Here is a 15,300-nt window from a genome sequence, read left to right as displayed (position 1 = left end):
TCATGCCCCGACGGCCAAAGCGGCGCACCAGGTGGTGCCGCGTGCGCCTTGCGCCTGCAAACGCAGCGCCCGGCCAGCCCCGTGCGGGCTAATGGTAATGTCCAGGTCAGCCTTTGGCAAAACGCCTGCGCCGCGTTGCGGCCACTCGACCAGGCACAGCGCATCCCCTTCGAAGTAATCGCGAATACCGAGAAACTCCAGCTCCTCGGGATCGACCAAACGGTACAGGTCGAAGTGGAAGGTGCGCACCGCGCCTATTTCATAGGGCTCCACCAGGGTAAAGGTCGGGCTTTTCACCGCACCGATATGGCCCAGGCCGCGAATAATGCCGCGCGACAGGGTGGTTTTGCCGGCGCCAAGGTCGCCATGCAGATAAATCACGCCAACGCCGCTGGTCGCCTCGGCGATGCGCGCACCCAGCGCCAGCATTGCCTCTTCATCGGCGGCAAACAGTTCTAATTCAGACACACAGACTGCTCCTGCAACAATTGACGAATAACCGCACACACATCACTGGCCGCCAGGCCACGCCCCTGCTGCGCCAGCTGCTCGCCGGCGCAGGCATGTAGATAGACCGCCAACTGAGCCGCCTCCAGCGCCGGCAGCCCTTGAGCCCACAAGGCGCCGATAAGCCCAGCCAGCACATCGCCCAAGCCGGCGCCGGCCATGACCGGATGGCCGCGATCACACAGCCACAAGCCGCCCTGCGGCGCGGCAATCAGGCTGCCCGCACCTTTCAGCACGCACACAGCCTGATAGCGCTGGGCCAAGGCACGGGCCGCCGCCGGACGATCGGCCTGCACCTCGGCCGTACTGATATTCAGCAAGCGCGCCGCTTCGCCGGGGTGCGGCGTCAGCACGGCATCCGCTGGTAACTGGACCTGCGCGTGCGCCAACAGGTTCAGCGCATCGGCATCCCACACCTGCGCAGCACGGCTGACGGAAGCCGCCGACAACAGACTGCGCCCCCAGGCGCCCTGCCCCAGACCCGGGCCCACCACCCAGACACTGGCATTAGCGCCCAGGGCCAGCAGCTGATTGGCCGAGGCCACGCCAGCGGCCATCACCTCGGGCAAGCGCGCCTGCGCTGCCGGCAGATGCTCGCAGCGGGTCGCCAGGCTGACCAAGCCGGCACCGGCGCGCAACGCGCTTTGCGCCGCCAGCAGACCCGCACCGGCAAAACCATGCTCACCGCCGACCACCAGCACATGGCCCAACTGGCCCTTGTGCACGCTGGGTGAGCGCGCCGGCAACTGCGGCAAGCTGGCCTGCGCCAGGCGCTGGGCGGTAAAGGCCTGGGCCTTGACCAGGGCCGCGTCGGCCTGCAGATCGTCAAACTGCAACTCGCCCCGATAATCCGCCGACTGCCCGGTAAACAGGCCCAGCTTCAGGCCGATCAGGGTTACCGTCAGCTCTGCACGTACGGCAACCCCCAGCACCAGACCGGTATCGGCGCAGAGCCCGGACGGCATATCCACCGCCAGCACCGGCAGGCCACTGGCATTCATCAGGCGGATGGCCTGGGCATAGGGCTCACGTACCGCGCCTTGCAGGCCCGTGCCCAGCAAGCTGTCAAGCACCACGCCCTGCAGCTCGGCGCACTCGCTCCAGGGCTGCACCGCCACGCCAGCTGCCAGCGCCTGATCACGGGCCAGGGCGGCATCACCCTGCAACTGCGCCGCATCACCCACCGCCAGCACCTGCACCCGCCAGCCCGCCCGCAGCGCCAGGGCCGCCACCAGGTAGCCGTCACCGGCGTTGTTGCCACGCCCGGCCAGCACCGTCAGCACACCCGCATCCGGCCAACGCCGGCGCAGGGCACGCCAGATGGCATGCGCGGCGCGGTCCATCAGCTCGAAACCCGGCGTGCCGGCAGCGATCAATCGCGCATCCAGCTCGCGCACTTGGGCGGCGCTGTACAGCGGCAGAGGAAGATTGTCAGGCGAATGCAGCATGCGTCGGCTCCGATGTCTGGCAGAATTATACCTACCTGCGCCCCGGTTACCCGCCCTCATATGAACACTGACACCCTTGACCTTGCCATCCTCGCCCAGTCGATCAAAGACTGGGGCCGTGAGCTGGGCTTTCAACAGGTCGGGATTACCGATGTGCAGCTGGGCGAGCACGAGGCGCACCTGCAGCGCTGGCTGGACGCTGGCTACCAGGGCGAGATGGACTATATGGCCGCCCACGGCAGCAAACGCTCGCACCCGGACGAACTGGTGCCCGGCACCTTGAGAGTCATCTCACTGCGTATGGACTACCTGCCCGGCGACACGCAGATGGCCCAGCGCCTCGCTCAGCCGGAGAAAGCCTATGTGTCGCGCTATGCCCTGGGCCGCGATTATCACAAGCTGATCCGCAAGCGCCTGCAGCAGCTAGCCGAGTGCATCCAGCAACAGATCGGCCCATTCGGCTACCGCGCCTTTGTCGACAGCGCGCCGGTGCTGGAGAAGGCCATCGCCGAACAGGCCGGGCTCGGCTGGATCGGCAAGAACACCCTGGTGCTCAACCGCAAGGCCGGCAGCTACTTCTTCCTCGGCGAACTGTTCGTCGACCTGCCGCTGCCGGTGGACCCGCCTCACGCCAGCGAACATTGCGGGCGCTGCACGGCCTGCATGGATATCTGCCCCACGGCCGCCTTTGTCGGCCCTTATGTACTGGATGCGCGGCGCTGTATCTCTTACCTGACCATCGAGTTGAAGGGCCCGATTCCCCTTGATCTGCGTGCGCCGATCGGCAACCGGGTGTTCGGCTGTGATGACTGCCAGATGGTCTGCCCATGGAACCGCTTCGCCAAGCCCACCGAGCAGGGCGACTTCCAGCCGCGCCATAGCCTGGACAACGCCGAGCTGGCCGAGCTGTTCCGCTGGAGCGAGGAGGAATTTCTCAGCCGCACCGAGGGCTCGCCGCTACGCCGCGCCGGCTATGAACGCTGGCTGCGCAACCTGGCCGTCGGCCTGGGCAATGCACCCTCCAGCATCCCGGTGCTGGAGGCGCTCAAAGCGCGCCGCGAGCACCCCTCCGAGCTGGTGCGCGAGCACGTTGAGTGGGCATTAGCCCAGCATCGAAATCGTAGACCGAATTAGCTCGGTAGCCCGGATGCAATCCGGGCTACGCGCTGGAGCGCAGAGCAAAAGCCCGCAGTAGCGGGCTTTTGTATACGTTAGACCTTGAGGAAGTGCTGACGGTAGTGCTTCAGCTCGGCGATGGACTCGCGAATATCGTCCAGCGCCTGGTGCGTGCCCTGCTTCTGGAACGACTCTTTGACCTGCGGCGCCCACAGGCCGGCGAGAATCTTCAGGGTCGAGACATCCAGATAGCGGTAGTGGAAGTAGGCTTCCAGGTTCTGCATGTACTTATAGAGGAAGCGCCGGTCCTGGCCGATGCTGTTGCCGCAGATTGGCGACTTGCCCTTCGGCACCCACTGCTCAAGAAAGGCGATGGTCATGGCTTCCGCTTCGGCCGGGCCGATCGTGCTTTCCCGTACGCGCTGGGTCAGGCCACTCTGACCGTGGGTGCGGGTGTTCCACTCATCCATACCGGCAAGCAGCTCATCACTCTGGTGCACGGCAATCACCGGGCCTTCGGCGAGGATATTCAGATCGCTGTCGGTGACGATGGTGGCCATCTCGATGATGACGTCTGTTTCGGGCTCCAGACCGGTCATTTCCAGGTCGATCCAGATCAGGTTCTGCGGGTTCTGCATGCTGCGCTCCTCGGCTAAGGCCGACAGTTTAACAGGGCGCCGAAAAACTACTGCGTTCGGCTGTACAGCATTGAGCTCAAGCCGCGCCACGCATACGCCACAATAAGAGCCGCGACTTACGCCAGTCGTGCAGCTCGATCTGCTGGTCCGCCGGCTGCCCCGGCACCTCGAAGGTATTGCTGATCAGCAAGCTGCCGGCCGGCATCTGCGCGCAGGCTTTGGCCCACAGTTCAGGCATCGGCGCGGGCGACAGAAAGCAATACACCACATCAAACGCCGACAGGTCGCTGCGCCAGAGATTTTCGTAGCGAATCTGGCAATTGCCCCGGGGCACGGCGCGCAACCAGGCGATGGCGAAGGACAACGGCGCGGTTTCCACCCCGACAAACTGCGCCTGCGGATAGTGGCGGGCCAAGCTCAGCAGGGTGCCGGCCGGACCACAACCCAGATCAATAAAGCGAAACTGCGCGGGCTGCTGGTCAAGCACTGCGCGCAAATACTGACGCGTGCCGGACCCCGTCAAATACAGTGGCACCCGCTCGCCAAAGCTATTCCAGTTGAGCAGCAACAACAGGAAAAATCCGCCTAGAAACACCCAGGACGGCAGCGGCGCACCATTGGCCAGCAGCAGTGCCGGAACGAATAGCAGATTCAATCCGCACCACCAGCGCGACAGCCCCAGGTAGCACGCCAGCGTGGCAGCCAGCAAACCTTGCAGCAGGCCGGCGGCCAATGCGGTCGGCCGCCAGGGCGATAGCTGAGCCACCAAATACAGCGCTAGGCCGACCAGCAAGGCCGCGCTCACCTGGGCAGACAAAGCCAGCAGCGCCGGGTATTGGCGGACAACGCGTAGCATGCAGACTCCTCAACCGTCCGACCGATGATGCGCCGCAGTGTAGCCGCGCCAGCAGTTCAATAGGCCGCCCGTGCTAGACTCGCGACCGTTTATTGCACAATTCAACTCTCGGAAGACCCATGGCCAAACGCCAACTCAACCGCCGGCAAAACTGGCGTATCGAAAAAATCCAGGGCGAGCGTGCCGCCCGCGCCGCCAAGCGCGAGTCACAGGCTGTACAAATTCTTGAAGGCGGTGACCTCGGCCCGGAACAGACTGGCCTGGTGATCGCTCACTTCGGTGTGCAGATCGAAGTTGAAGCACTGGATGGCGAACTGGCCGGCCAGGTATTCCGTTGCCACCTGCGCGCCAACCTGCCGACCATGGTCACCGGTGACCAGGTGGTGTGGCGCGCCGGCAACCAGGGTATTGGGGTAATCGTCGCGCAACTGCCGCGCAGCACCGAATTGTGTCGCCCGGACCCCCGCGGCCAGCTCAAGCCAGTAGCGGCCAACGTCGATCTGCTCGTGATCGTCTTCGCACCGCTGCCTGAGCCCCACGCCAACCTGATCGACCGTTACCTGGTGGCTGCCGAGCACGCCGGTATCCGCCCTCTATTACTGCTGAATAAAGCCGACCTGATTGATGAGCAAAACGCTGTGGCACTGAACGCCATGCTCAGCGTTTACCGCCAGCTGGGTTATCCACTGCTGGAGGTCTCTGCGCATCAGGGTGACGGCATGGAGCAGCTCACGCAGCAGCTTGACGGGCATGTCAGTGTGTTTGTGGGGCAATCCGGGGTGGGTAAATCCTCGCTGGTCAACAGCCTGCTACCCGATGTCGACACCCGTGTTGGCCCGCTTTCGGAGCTATCCGGCCTGGGCACTCACACCACCACAACCGCACGCCTGTTTCACTTCCCTGGTGGCGGCGAGCTGATTGACTCACCCGGCATTCGCGAATTCGGTTTGGTGCATGTCAGCCGCGATGACGTTGAAGCGGGCTTTATCGAGTTCCACGAGCTGATCGGCCAATGCCGCTTTCGCGACTGCAAACACGACCGCGAGCCGGGCTGCGCCCTGCTCAAGGCATTGCAAGACGGTCGCTTGCACCCGCAGCGCATGGCCAGTTACCGGCAAATCCTGGCCAGCCTGCCAGAAGCCGAGTACTGAAAAAATCGCCGGCAGCGACTTTTAACGTCGCACCGCGACGGCCCGCCGGGTGGCCGCCAGGGATGGCACACCATCAACAAAAAAGGCCGTGACATATCGCGGCCTTTTACCTGTAGCTGCAGTTCACTCAGTGGGCTGATCGAACTGCAGCACGCCCTCCTCGAAGATATTCAAGCGCTCACGTAACGGCCCATCGGGTAACGGATCACCTGGTGCGGCCGGCACCGCTGCCTCCGGCACAACGGGAGCGGCACCCGGTTCTGCAGGCGCATCGTCCGCGGCATCACTCTGCCCGCCTTCGATGGCCCGTTGAGCCTTCTTGGTCAGCACCACGATATCGATACGCCGGTTGACCGGATTAAGCGGATTTTCCCGGTCAAACAAGGCCGACGACGCGTAACCCACCACCCGCGCGACCTGCTCGTCGTCATAGCCGCCGGCAATCAGCACGCGCCGCGCGGCATTGGCGCGATCGGCGGACAGCTCCCAGTTGCCATAGCCACCGCGCCCGACAAAGGGCTGAGCATCGGTATGGCCACTGACGCTGATCTTGTTCGGCACGGCGGCGATGGTGTCGGTCATGGCCAGCAGAATATCTTCGAAATACGGCTGCAAGCGCGCACTGCCGGAAGCGAACATCGGCCGGTTCTCGGCATCCATGATCTGAATACGCAGACCATCCTGGGTGATTTCAAAAAGGATCTGATCCTTGAAGTTCTGCAGCTGAGGGTTTTCCTCAACCTTGGTCTGCAATTCCTGCAGCAACAACTCCAGACGTTCGCGCTCAATCTCTTCGGCGATTGACTCGGCCTGCAGCTTGTCCACATCCGCCTGGGCATCTTCGGCCGGGCTCTGCTCTTCCTGCGGCTCATCGTTGAGGGTGCGATCCGGCGCCGGCGTGGGCGTACCGCCCAGATCAATCACATGGGGACTGGCACTTTCCGAGAATCCAACCGGATCCTGAAAGTAACCGGAAATCAGCTTCTTCTGCTCTGGGGTAGCCACGGACATCAGCCACATCACCAGAAAGAATGCCATCATCGCCGTAGCAAAGTCGGCAAAGGCGATTTTCCAGGCGCCACCATGATGACCGCCGGCAACCTTTTTGACCCGTTTGACGATAATCGGCTGGTTGTTTTCCATGCTATGCCTTAGCCCCCACGCATGGCCTGCTCAAGCTCGATAAAGCTCGGACGATGCGCTGGGAACAGCACCTTGCGAGAAAACTCGACGGCCAGCGATGGCGGCATACCCGAGGCGGAAGCCACTAGACCGGCCTTGATCGCTTCATAAACGTTCAGCTCTTCCTTGGCATCGTGCTCCAATGCCCCCGAGAGCGGGCCGAAGAAACCATAGGACGCCAGAATCCCGAGAAAAGTACCGACCAGCGCGGTACCGACCTTCTGGCCGATCTCCGCGTTACCGGCCTCGGCGAGGATCGACATGGTAATCACGATGCCCAGTACCGCTGCCACGATGCCCATGGCCGGCATGCCATCGGCCACCTTGGCCACGGCGTGCGCGGGGTGATCGAGCTCTTCCTTGAGGCTGGCGATTTCCATGTCAAACAGGCCTTCGAGTTCATGCGGGGCCATGTTGCCGGAGGACATGATGCGCAGGTAATCGCAGATAAACGCCGTCATCCGCTGATCCTTGAGGATACCGGGGTACTTGCTAAAAATCGGGCTGGCCGCTGGGTCTTCAACGTCGGCTTCGATGGCCATCATGCCTTCACGACGGCTCTTGTTGAGAATTTCGTAAATTAGCTTGAGCACATCGAGGTAATAACTGTGGGTAAAGCGCGAGCTGAACATGCTCAGCGACTTCTTGAACACATGCATAAAGGCGCTGCCGGGGTTGGCCTGCAAAAACGCCCCCAGCGCCGCACCGCCGATGATCAGTACCTCGAAGGGATGCACCAACGCCATAAACTGGCCACCGGAAAGAATAAAACCGCCCAATACGCTGGCGAGTACAACAATGATGCCGATGATTTTTGCCATAGAAAGAGACTTGCCAGAGAGGGTAGAAAGGGGTGTTGCAAAACAACCCTTCTATTTATCGGAAGTTTTGCGCGAGACTATAGCCAGTTAAGGTCAAAAGCCAGCTTGTCTCAACCCGCATGCCAAAGCCCGCCCCCTATCCGCGCACCCTGAGAGACTGGCTCAAGCAGCTGGACGGCCAGCTATTGCCTGCTTCCATCGACAGCCAACAAAAACTGCGGCGCGCCCTGGCGGACAGTAATCGCTCGATGCGCGAGCTGGCAGACCTGATGCAGGGCTGCCCAGCGCTGGCGCTCAGCGTATTGCGTGAAGCCAACCGCAAGAGCAGCGGGCTCAGTGAGCAAACCGAAAGCCTCGAAGCCGCCATCAGCCGCCTCGGCATCAAACGCACTGAAGACCTGCTCAATGCCCTGCCTGCCCTGCCCGAGCAGGAATTGCCCAAAGCGTTGCGGCAAAACCTGCTGATCAGCCAGCATGCCAGCCACCAGGCCAACGGCCTGTTTGCCGGCCGCCTGGCGCGCCTGTGGCAGGAAGTGCACTGGGGCAGCCTGCTGTTTCTCGCACCGATCTGGACCTTGCTCGCCGCCCACCCTGAGCTGTTCGAGGCCTGGGAGCAGCGGGTACTGGTCAAGGGTGAAGCGGCAGCCAAGGTCGAAAAAGAGTTGCTGGGCGTACCCCTGCTTAAGCTGTGCCTGGCCCTGAGCGAGCAGTGGCATTTGCCGGAATGGGTCACTCAAGGCTACCGACTGCTGGTCAGCGACCGCCGCCTGCTGGTCAAGGCGCTGCACATCGCCCGTGACAATGCGCATCCCCTGCATCAGCAACAGATCCTCGACGCCGACAGCCACCTACGGCGCTGGCTGACGCAACCGGCCAACAGCATTCTACTGGCCAACGGCCTGGCGCTGTCCGCGCACTACGCCTGGAACAGCCCGCACAGCCTGCGCTGGCAACGCCTAACTGGCTTATTCCTGCAACTGCCGCTCGATAACGTTCAGCAGTTGCTGCACCAGAACGCCGTCAGCAGCGCCCGGCAGATGCCCGGCACCGACCTCTGGCATCCGGCAGAAGCCTTGTTGTGGCCGTGGCAGACGCGGCACCTGCGAGCCACAGTCGAGCAGCCCAAAGCGGCGGTCGTCAGCGAGTGGCGCCAGCACTGCGCGCCACTGCTCGCCCAGCCCAGCGCGTTTAGCAATGTGCTGCAGCTCACCGCCTGCGCCAATCAGGCGCTCCAGGCCTGCGGCATACAACGGGTACTGATCCTGCTGGCGGACCGCAACCACACACGCCTGATCACCCAGCAGCAGAGTGGCCTGGACAAGGCCGCCGCCAGCCTCAGCCTTGACCCACAACACAGCCAGGTGTTGCGTCGCCTGCTCAGCGCCCCGGCACAACTCAAACTGAGCCCGGCCAACATCGCGCAGTTTTCCGCCATGCTGCCCGGTTCGCTGAAAAGCCTGTTCCCCAGCGAACACCTGCTGATCCGCTCGATCGCCAGCAACAACCGCGTGGTCATGCTGATCTTCGCCGACCAGGGCGGGCGGGCGCTGAGCGACGCCAGCGTGCAGGGTTTCGGCAAAACCGTGCAATGCATTGAGCGCGCCCTGAATACCTTTGCCAGTCGCAGCCGTTAGGCTTTCCGCTACAATCCGTCCCTTTACCGTGAAAAGAGGCCCGGCATGACCGCCTTCGCTGAGTTGCCCTTGCTGATCGAACCTGCGCAACTGGCCAGCCGCCTGAATGCGCCCGAGCTGATTCTGGTCGACCTGACCAGCAGCGCCCGCTACGCCGCCGGCCACATCCCTGGCGCACGCTTTGTCGACCCCAAGCGCACCCAGCTGGGCCAGCCGCCAGCCCCCGGTTTACTGCCTGAGCAGACGCAGCTTGAGCAACTGTTCGGCGAGCTGGGGCATAACCCCGATGCCGTCTACGTGGTGTATGACGATGAAGGTGGCGGCTGGGCCGGGCGTTTTATCTGGCTGCTGGATGTGATTGGCCACCCGCGTTATCACTACCTGGACGGCGGCCTGCAGGCCTGGCTGGCAGAGGCGCGCGAACTCAGCACCGCAGTGCCGGATGCCGGCGCGCAGGCTGTTGCACTGCAACTGCACGCGGCGCCGACCGCCACCCGCGAATACCTGCAAAGCCGCCTCGGCGCTGCCGATCTGGCCATCTGGGATGCCCGCTCACCCAGCGAATACCGCGGTGAGAAAGCCCTGGCGCAAAAGGCCGGGCATATCCCCGGCGCCATCAACTTCGAGTGGACTGCCGGCATGGACCCCGCCCGCGCGCTGCGCATTCGCCAGGACATTCAGGCACAACTCAACAACCTCGGCATCACGGCCGACAAGGAAATCATCACCCACTGCCAAAGCCACCACCGCTCCGGCTTTACCTATCTGGTCGCCAAGCTGCTCGGCTACCCACGGGTAAAAGCCTATGCCGGCTCCTGGGGCGAGTGGGGCAACCACCCGGACACCCCGGTCGAGCGCTAAGCGCGCGTAGACCGCCAGCCACGCTTAAGGAACGCCAATGAAAGATCGCCTGTTTATCCTCAGCCAGTACCTGCTGCCGCATCACCTGCTGTCGCGCCTGATCGGCTGCGCCGCCGAATGCCGCGCCGGCTGGTTCAAAAATCGCCTGATCGGCTGGTTCGCCAAGCAGTACCAGGTCAACATGAGCGAAGCCCAGGTCGAAGACCTGAGCGCCTTTGCTCACTTCAATGACTTTTTCACCCGCGCCCTGAAAGACGACGCCCGCCCGCTCGACAGCAGCCCCGGTGCAGTGCTCAGCCCGGCCGACGGCGCAGTCAGCCAGCTGGGTAAAATCGAACAAGGCCGGGTATTCCAGGCCAAGGGCCAGAGCTTTAGCGTGATTGAGCTGCTGGGCGGCGACACGGAGCGTGCTGCGGCCTTTATGGGCGGTGACTTCGCCACCATCTACCTCTCACCCAAGGACTACCACCGTGTGCATATGCCACTGGCCGGCACCCTGAAAGAGATGGTCTACGTGCCGGGCCGGCTGTTCTCGGTCAACCAGACCACGGCGGAGAATGTCCCCGAACTGTTTGCCCGCAACGAGCGCGTGGTCTGCCTGTTCGATACCGAACGCGGCCCGATGGCCGTGGTGCTGGTCGGCGCGATGATCGTGGCATCAATCGAAACCGTCTGGGCCGGCTTGGTGACGCCGCCTAAGCGCGAGCTGAAAACCTTCAAGTATGACGAAGCGGCGCGCGCGCCTATCATGCTGGACAAAGGCGCAGAGCTCGGGCGCTTCAAGCTGGGCTCCACCGCCATCGTGCTGTTTGGCCCGGAACAGGTGCAATGGGCCGCAGAATTGGCCGCCAACAGCCCGGTACAGATGGGCCAGCGTCTCGCCGCGCCACGCGCTTAATCCACCCAAGCCGGCACTGTCCGCCCATGCAGGCGGTGCCGGAACGACTGATCAGAGTGAACCTCAGACCACGAAAACCAGTCACAACAACGACTTCCAGACGATTCGTGTGTCGCGCCAGCCTGGCAATCCTGCCAAGTACATGGCTGCGAGGGGCGCGAGATGCTGCTAGAGTCGAAACATAATTCCTAGACTCACCTGCTGTGCTGGAGTATCCGATTTAGATGGATAAACAGAATTCTCACTTGCTCCTGCGCGTCACCACGCCAGATAAGCAAAGCCTGTCATTCTGCGAAGCCAGTCCTCGTGATCTGAAAAAATGGGTCGATGGCCTGCCCAAGGCCAATATCGGTGAAACCGCACGCCAGCTTTACCAGGCACTGGTCGAGCTCAATCAGCTGCTCACCCCCTCGGAAAATCGCCTGCAACTGCTGGAAATCCTCCGTCCGGAAATCTATTTCGTCTGCAAGCAACTGGAAAAACACTTCCTTAGCCAGGCCATCGTTCTCGATGAACGACCGCGCAAGGTCGCTAATCTCTGCCAGGCCCTGCAGAACCATTTGGCCATCGGCTACAAGCTGATCGTCGCGCGCCTGACCGCACAAACTGGGCGCGAGCGTCAACAACTGCTAGCCATCGCCCTGCAGCGCGCCACCCACAGCCTATGCGGCCCGCTGATTCGCGCGAGCCAGCTGTACTGCCCGGTTCCAGAAGGGCTCTGGCTTGAACTGCACCAGCTGTACCAGATCGCCTTGGCGCGCGGCCTGCACAAGACCATGATTCGTGACACTCAGGCGCTGCGCACCCAAAGCCTGAGCACCGAGCAAAGCTATCTGGTCGCCCTGCTGCTCGGTTGCGCGCGCTGCAATCAGATGCGCCAGAGTGCGATTGCGCGCCTGGCCGAAGTGCTTGAGCCATGGAGTGCACTGGCCACCTTGCAGGCCGGCGATGAGCCCTCCAGCCTGTTCGCCATTGCCCCGCAACTGGATGGTCCGCCCCGCTATATCTCGCTGTTCCAGCAGAACGAGTTGCATAACGCCGTAGGCATCGACCCCAGCCCATTGGTCGACGCCATCAAGGAACACCTGCTGCTACCGGCCGAAAACCTTGCGCAATCGCGCCTGATCGTCCCCGAAGGCTTTAGCCACGACATGCTCCAGCATCTGGCTGCGGCCTGGGGTGATATCGCCGAGCGGACCTTCCAGCGCAGTCAGGGCCAGGGCGCACTGACCCTGTGCATCGGCATGAGCGCATTGCATTTCTACCTGGCCGGCAAACGCCCGTTCAACGAAGTGCTGCAACTGCCCGTGACGACCAATGCCGCGGTATTCACGACTGACGCCGGCGCCCCGGATATCTGGTCGAATGCCTTTGATGTGAAGAAGAGTAGCCACTGGGAAAACGGCCTGCCCCTCGAAGAAATCCAATACAACAAGCCGCACCAGCCCCACGAACCGGTGCAGCCTAGCGGCCCAGAAAGCTATCCGACTTACGAAGTGGCCATCGTCAATATCAGCCCCGGCGGCTACTGCCTGTCGTGGCCTAAAGAGGTGCCCAGCCAACTCCAGGCCGGTGAGCTACTCGGCGTACAAGGCCTGCCACAACAGGGCTGGAGCATTGCCGTGGTGCGCTGGATTCGCCAGGTACGCGGCGGCGGCACGCAGATGGGCATTGAACTGATCGCCCCGCACGCGCAGGCCTGTGGCCTGCAGCTGGTGCGCAAGGCCGAACATAACAGCCAGTACCTGCGCGCGCTGTTGCTGCCGGAAATCAGTGCCATTTCAAGGCCGGCCAGCCTGATCACCGCGCGCCTGCCGTTTCAGGAGGGCAACAAGGTCAGCATCAACCTGAATGGCAACGAACACCGTGCAGTGCTCAGCCGCCGACAAACCAGCACCGGCAGTTTCAATCAGTTCGAATACCGTGGTGTCGGGCAGACCAACAGTGAGCCAGGGAAGCCTGTCACAGCGCCGAAAAGCCGTACACCGGGCGGGGAGGAAGACTTTGACTCACTCTGGAAGTCGCTGTAGATTGCCGTCGCACTTCCCTTTGTCGCCTTTTCGCGCCCGTTCGGCGCAGATTTGATACCAGACCATGGCCATCGAAAAAAAAACTATTCGGCTACTGATACTCGAAGACTCGCAAAATGAGGCCGAGCGCCTGGTCAGCTTGTTCCGTAACGCGGGGCAAGCAACGCGCGTGCATCGCTTGAGCTCCAGCGATGATCTCAACGAGGCGCTGCAGCAAAGCTGGGACCTGCTGATCTGCGCACCGAGCAGCGAACAGCTCGCGCCCAGCGAGGCGATTGGTGCGATTCGCCGCCAGGCCAAAGATATTCCGGTCATCCATCTGCTCGCCGACAACGACTCCGACAGTATTACCGAAGCCCTGATGCTCGGCGCCCAGGATGCCCTGCCGCAAGGTGAAGACGAACGCCTGGTGTTGGTGGCCAAACGCGAATTGGCCAACCTGGAAGAACGTCGCGCCCGTCGCGCCTGCGAAGTGGCCCTGCGCGAAGCAGAAAAACGCTGCCAGCTGCTGCTCGACAGCTCCGTCGATGCCATCACCTATGTGCATGACGGCATGCATATCTACGCCAACCGCGCCTACCTGGAGCTGTTTGCCTACGAAGATGCCGATGAACTGGAAGGCATGCCGATGATCGACCTGATCGGCAGCAGCGACCAGGCCAGCTTCAAGGACTTCCTGAAGAATTATCACAGCGCCGAAGGCAGCGCCGAACTCAAATGTGCCGGAATCAGGGCCAACGGCCAGAGTTTCCCGGCGCAGATGAGCTTCTCCCCCGCCACCTACGATGGCGAGCCGTGCATCCAGGTGGTGATTCGTACCGAAACCGGCAACGCCGAACTGGAAGAAAAACTGCGCGAGATCAGCAGCCAGGATTTGGTGACGGGCCTGTTCAACCGCAACCACTTCCTTGAACTGATGGACAGCGCCGCCGAGCGTGCGGTGAATGCCGGACAGCCGTCGACCTTGGCGTATATCCGGGTTGACCGCTATGCCAGCCTGCTCGCCGACATTGGCCTGGCCGGCATCGATATCCTCCTCACCGACCTGGCCAACCTGCTGCGCGCGCACTTCAGTGCCGACGCGCAACTGGCGCGCTTTGGAGATGACGTATTTGCCGTACTGCAACCCGGCATCAGCCCGGAGAGCAGCCGCGAGCTGCTCAGCAGCCTGCTGAAAAAGGTCGAGGGGCACCTGTTCGATGTCAGCGGCCGTACCGTGCAGAGCACCCTGTCGATTGGAGTTGCGGGGCTTAACGAGAAAACCGCCAAGGCCCAGGCAGTAGTTGACCGCGCCCACCGTTGTGCCGATGAGCTGGACGATGGCAATGCCATCAAACTGTTTGACCCGGCTGATGAGCTGGCCGCAGCCGCGAGCCGCGGCAATATCGTCGCAATGATTCAACAGGCCTTGGAAAACAACAGCTTCCGCCTGTTGTTCCAGCCAATCATCAGCCTGCGCGGTGACAGTTTTGAACACTATGAAGCGCTGCTGCGCCTGATCAACCCGCAAGGCGAGGAAATTCCGCCACTGGAGCTGTTCAGCGCCGCCAAGGACGCTGGGCTGGCCGAGAAGATCGACCGTTGGGTCATCCTCAACTCGATCAAGCTGCTCGCCGACCACCGCAGCAAAGGCCACAACACCCGCCTGTTTGTGCACCTGTCGAGCGCCAGCCTGCAGGATCAGACCCTGTTGCCGTGGCTCAGCGTGGCCCTGAAAGCCGCACGCCTGCCCTCAGACTCGCTGGTATTCCAGTTCAGCGAGCCGGATGCGATTGCCTACCTGAAGCAGGCCAAGGCCATCACCCAGGGCCTCAACGAGCTGCACTGCAAAACCGCGCTGACCCAGTTCGGCTGCTCGCTGAATCCATTCAACACGCTCAAGCACCTGCATATCGACTTCGTCAAAGTCGACAGCTCCTTCTCCCAGGATCTGAGCAATGCGGATAATCAGGACGCGTTGAAAACGCTGCTGGCCAGCCTGCACTCCCAGGCCAAGCTGACCATCGTGCCCTTCGTCGAGAGCGCCAGCGTGCTGGCTACGCTCTGGCAGGCCGGGGTCAACTATATCCAAGGGCATTACCTGCAGGGCCCGAGCCAGTCGATGGATTACGACTTCTCGGCCGGCGACGAATAAAGCCACACAGGTAACAAGCCGCTC

13 protein-coding genes are annotated in these 15,300 nt (G+C 62.4%); 7 read left to right on the top strand and 6 right to left on the bottom strand.

Annotation, left to right across the window (positions count from 1 at the left end):
* Both tsaE and WA145_RS07570 read right to left on the bottom strand, forming a co-directional pair.
* Entirely contained in the window at positions 1–468 is a 468-nt protein-coding gene (gene tsaE, locus WA145_RS07575; RefSeq protein WP_422580988.1) for a tRNA (adenosine(37)-N6)-threonylcarbamoyltransferase complex ATPase subunit type 1 TsaE, read from the bottom strand.
* Positions 456–1,955, bottom strand: coding sequence for an NAD(P)H-hydrate dehydratase (locus WA145_RS07570; protein ID WP_422580987.1), 1,500 nt, complete (start codon positions 1,953–1,955; stop codon positions 456–458). Before WA145_RS07570 ends, tsaE begins: the two co-directional genes overlap by 13 nt.
* 60 nt (positions 1,956–2,015) lie before the next feature.
* Here WA145_RS07570 and queG point away from each other — a divergent pair, with 60 nt between their 5' ends.
* Positions 2,016–3,089, top strand: a complete 1,074-nt coding sequence (queG, locus tag WA145_RS07565; RefSeq protein ID WP_422580986.1) for a tRNA epoxyqueuosine(34) reductase QueG — start codon at positions 2,016–2,018, stop codon at positions 3,087–3,089.
* Between the two features lie 77 nt (positions 3,090–3,166).
* Here the strand turns inward: queG and orn are convergent, their stop codons facing one another.
* Together orn and WA145_RS07555 are read right to left on the bottom strand one after the other, a co-directional pair.
* Positions 3,167–3,709 carry an oligoribonuclease gene (gene orn, locus WA145_RS07560; RefSeq protein ID WP_275960545.1) on the bottom strand — a complete coding sequence of 181 codons (543 nt, stop codon included), beginning with the start codon at positions 3,707–3,709 and terminating at the stop codon, positions 3,167–3,169.
* A 76-nt stretch (positions 3,710–3,785) separates the two neighbouring features.
* Complete coding sequence (locus WA145_RS07555; RefSeq protein WP_422580985.1) at positions 3,786–4,565, bottom strand: class I SAM-dependent methyltransferase; 780 nt, start codon at positions 4,563–4,565, stop codon at positions 3,786–3,788.
* 119 nt (positions 4,566–4,684) lie between these two features.
* Here WA145_RS07555 and rsgA point away from each other — a divergent pair, with 119 nt between their 5' ends.
* A complete protein-coding gene (rsgA, locus tag WA145_RS07550; RefSeq protein ID WP_422580984.1) occupies positions 4,685–5,716 on the top strand; it encodes a small ribosomal subunit biogenesis GTPase RsgA in 1,032 nt (343 codons plus the stop codon).
* A gap of 123 nt (positions 5,717–5,839) precedes the next feature.
* Here the strand turns inward: rsgA and motB are convergent, their stop codons facing one another.
* Positions 5,840–6,859 carry a flagellar motor protein MotB gene (gene motB / locus WA145_RS07545; protein WP_422580983.1) on the bottom strand — a complete coding sequence of 340 codons (1,020 nt, stop codon included), beginning with the start codon at positions 6,857–6,859 and terminating at the stop codon, positions 5,840–5,842.
* Positions 6,860–6,867: 8 nt separating this feature from the next.
* Positions 6,868–7,719 carry a flagellar motor stator protein MotA gene (gene motA / locus WA145_RS07540; protein WP_422580982.1) on the bottom strand — a complete coding sequence of 284 codons (852 nt, stop codon included), beginning with the start codon at positions 7,717–7,719 and terminating at the stop codon, positions 6,868–6,870.
* A 119-nt stretch (positions 7,720–7,838) separates the two neighbouring features.
* Here motA and WA145_RS07535 point away from each other — a divergent pair, with 119 nt between their 5' ends.
* From WA145_RS07535 to WA145_RS07515, 5 genes are all read left to right on the top strand, one after another.
* A complete protein-coding gene (locus WA145_RS07535) occupies positions 7,839–9,353 on the top strand; it encodes an HDOD domain-containing protein (RefSeq protein ID WP_422580981.1) in 1,515 nt (504 codons plus the stop codon).
* Positions 9,354–9,398: 45 nt separating this feature from the next.
* Positions 9,399–10,214: a rhodanese-like domain-containing protein gene (locus WA145_RS07530; RefSeq protein WP_422580980.1), complete on the top strand. Its 816-nt coding sequence runs from the start codon at positions 9,399–9,401 to the stop codon at positions 10,212–10,214.
* A gap of 37 nt (positions 10,215–10,251) precedes the next feature.
* Entirely contained in the window at positions 10,252–11,112 is an 861-nt protein-coding gene (asd, locus tag WA145_RS07525) for an archaetidylserine decarboxylase (RefSeq protein WP_422580979.1), read from the top strand.
* Positions 11,113–11,336: 224 nt separating this feature from the next.
* Positions 11,337–13,142 (top strand): molecular chaperone, encoded by a 1,806-nt coding sequence (locus WA145_RS07520; protein WP_422580978.1) that lies wholly within the window; start codon positions 11,337–11,339, stop codon positions 13,140–13,142.
* 64 nt (positions 13,143–13,206) lie between these two features.
* Positions 13,207–15,276, top strand: a complete 2,070-nt coding sequence (locus tag WA145_RS07515) for an EAL domain-containing protein (protein WP_422580977.1) — start codon at positions 13,207–13,209, stop codon at positions 15,274–15,276.
* Positions 15,277–15,300: the final 24 nt, after the last annotated feature.

Source organism: Pseudomonas sp. (assembly GCF_049301935.1).
In the GTDB taxonomy this organism is placed as follows: domain Bacteria; phylum Pseudomonadota; class Gammaproteobacteria; order Pseudomonadales; family Pseudomonadaceae; genus Aquipseudomonas.
The sequence above is the reverse complement of the archived record's forward strand: the minus strand, read 5'-3'. Positions and strand labels throughout refer to the sequence as shown.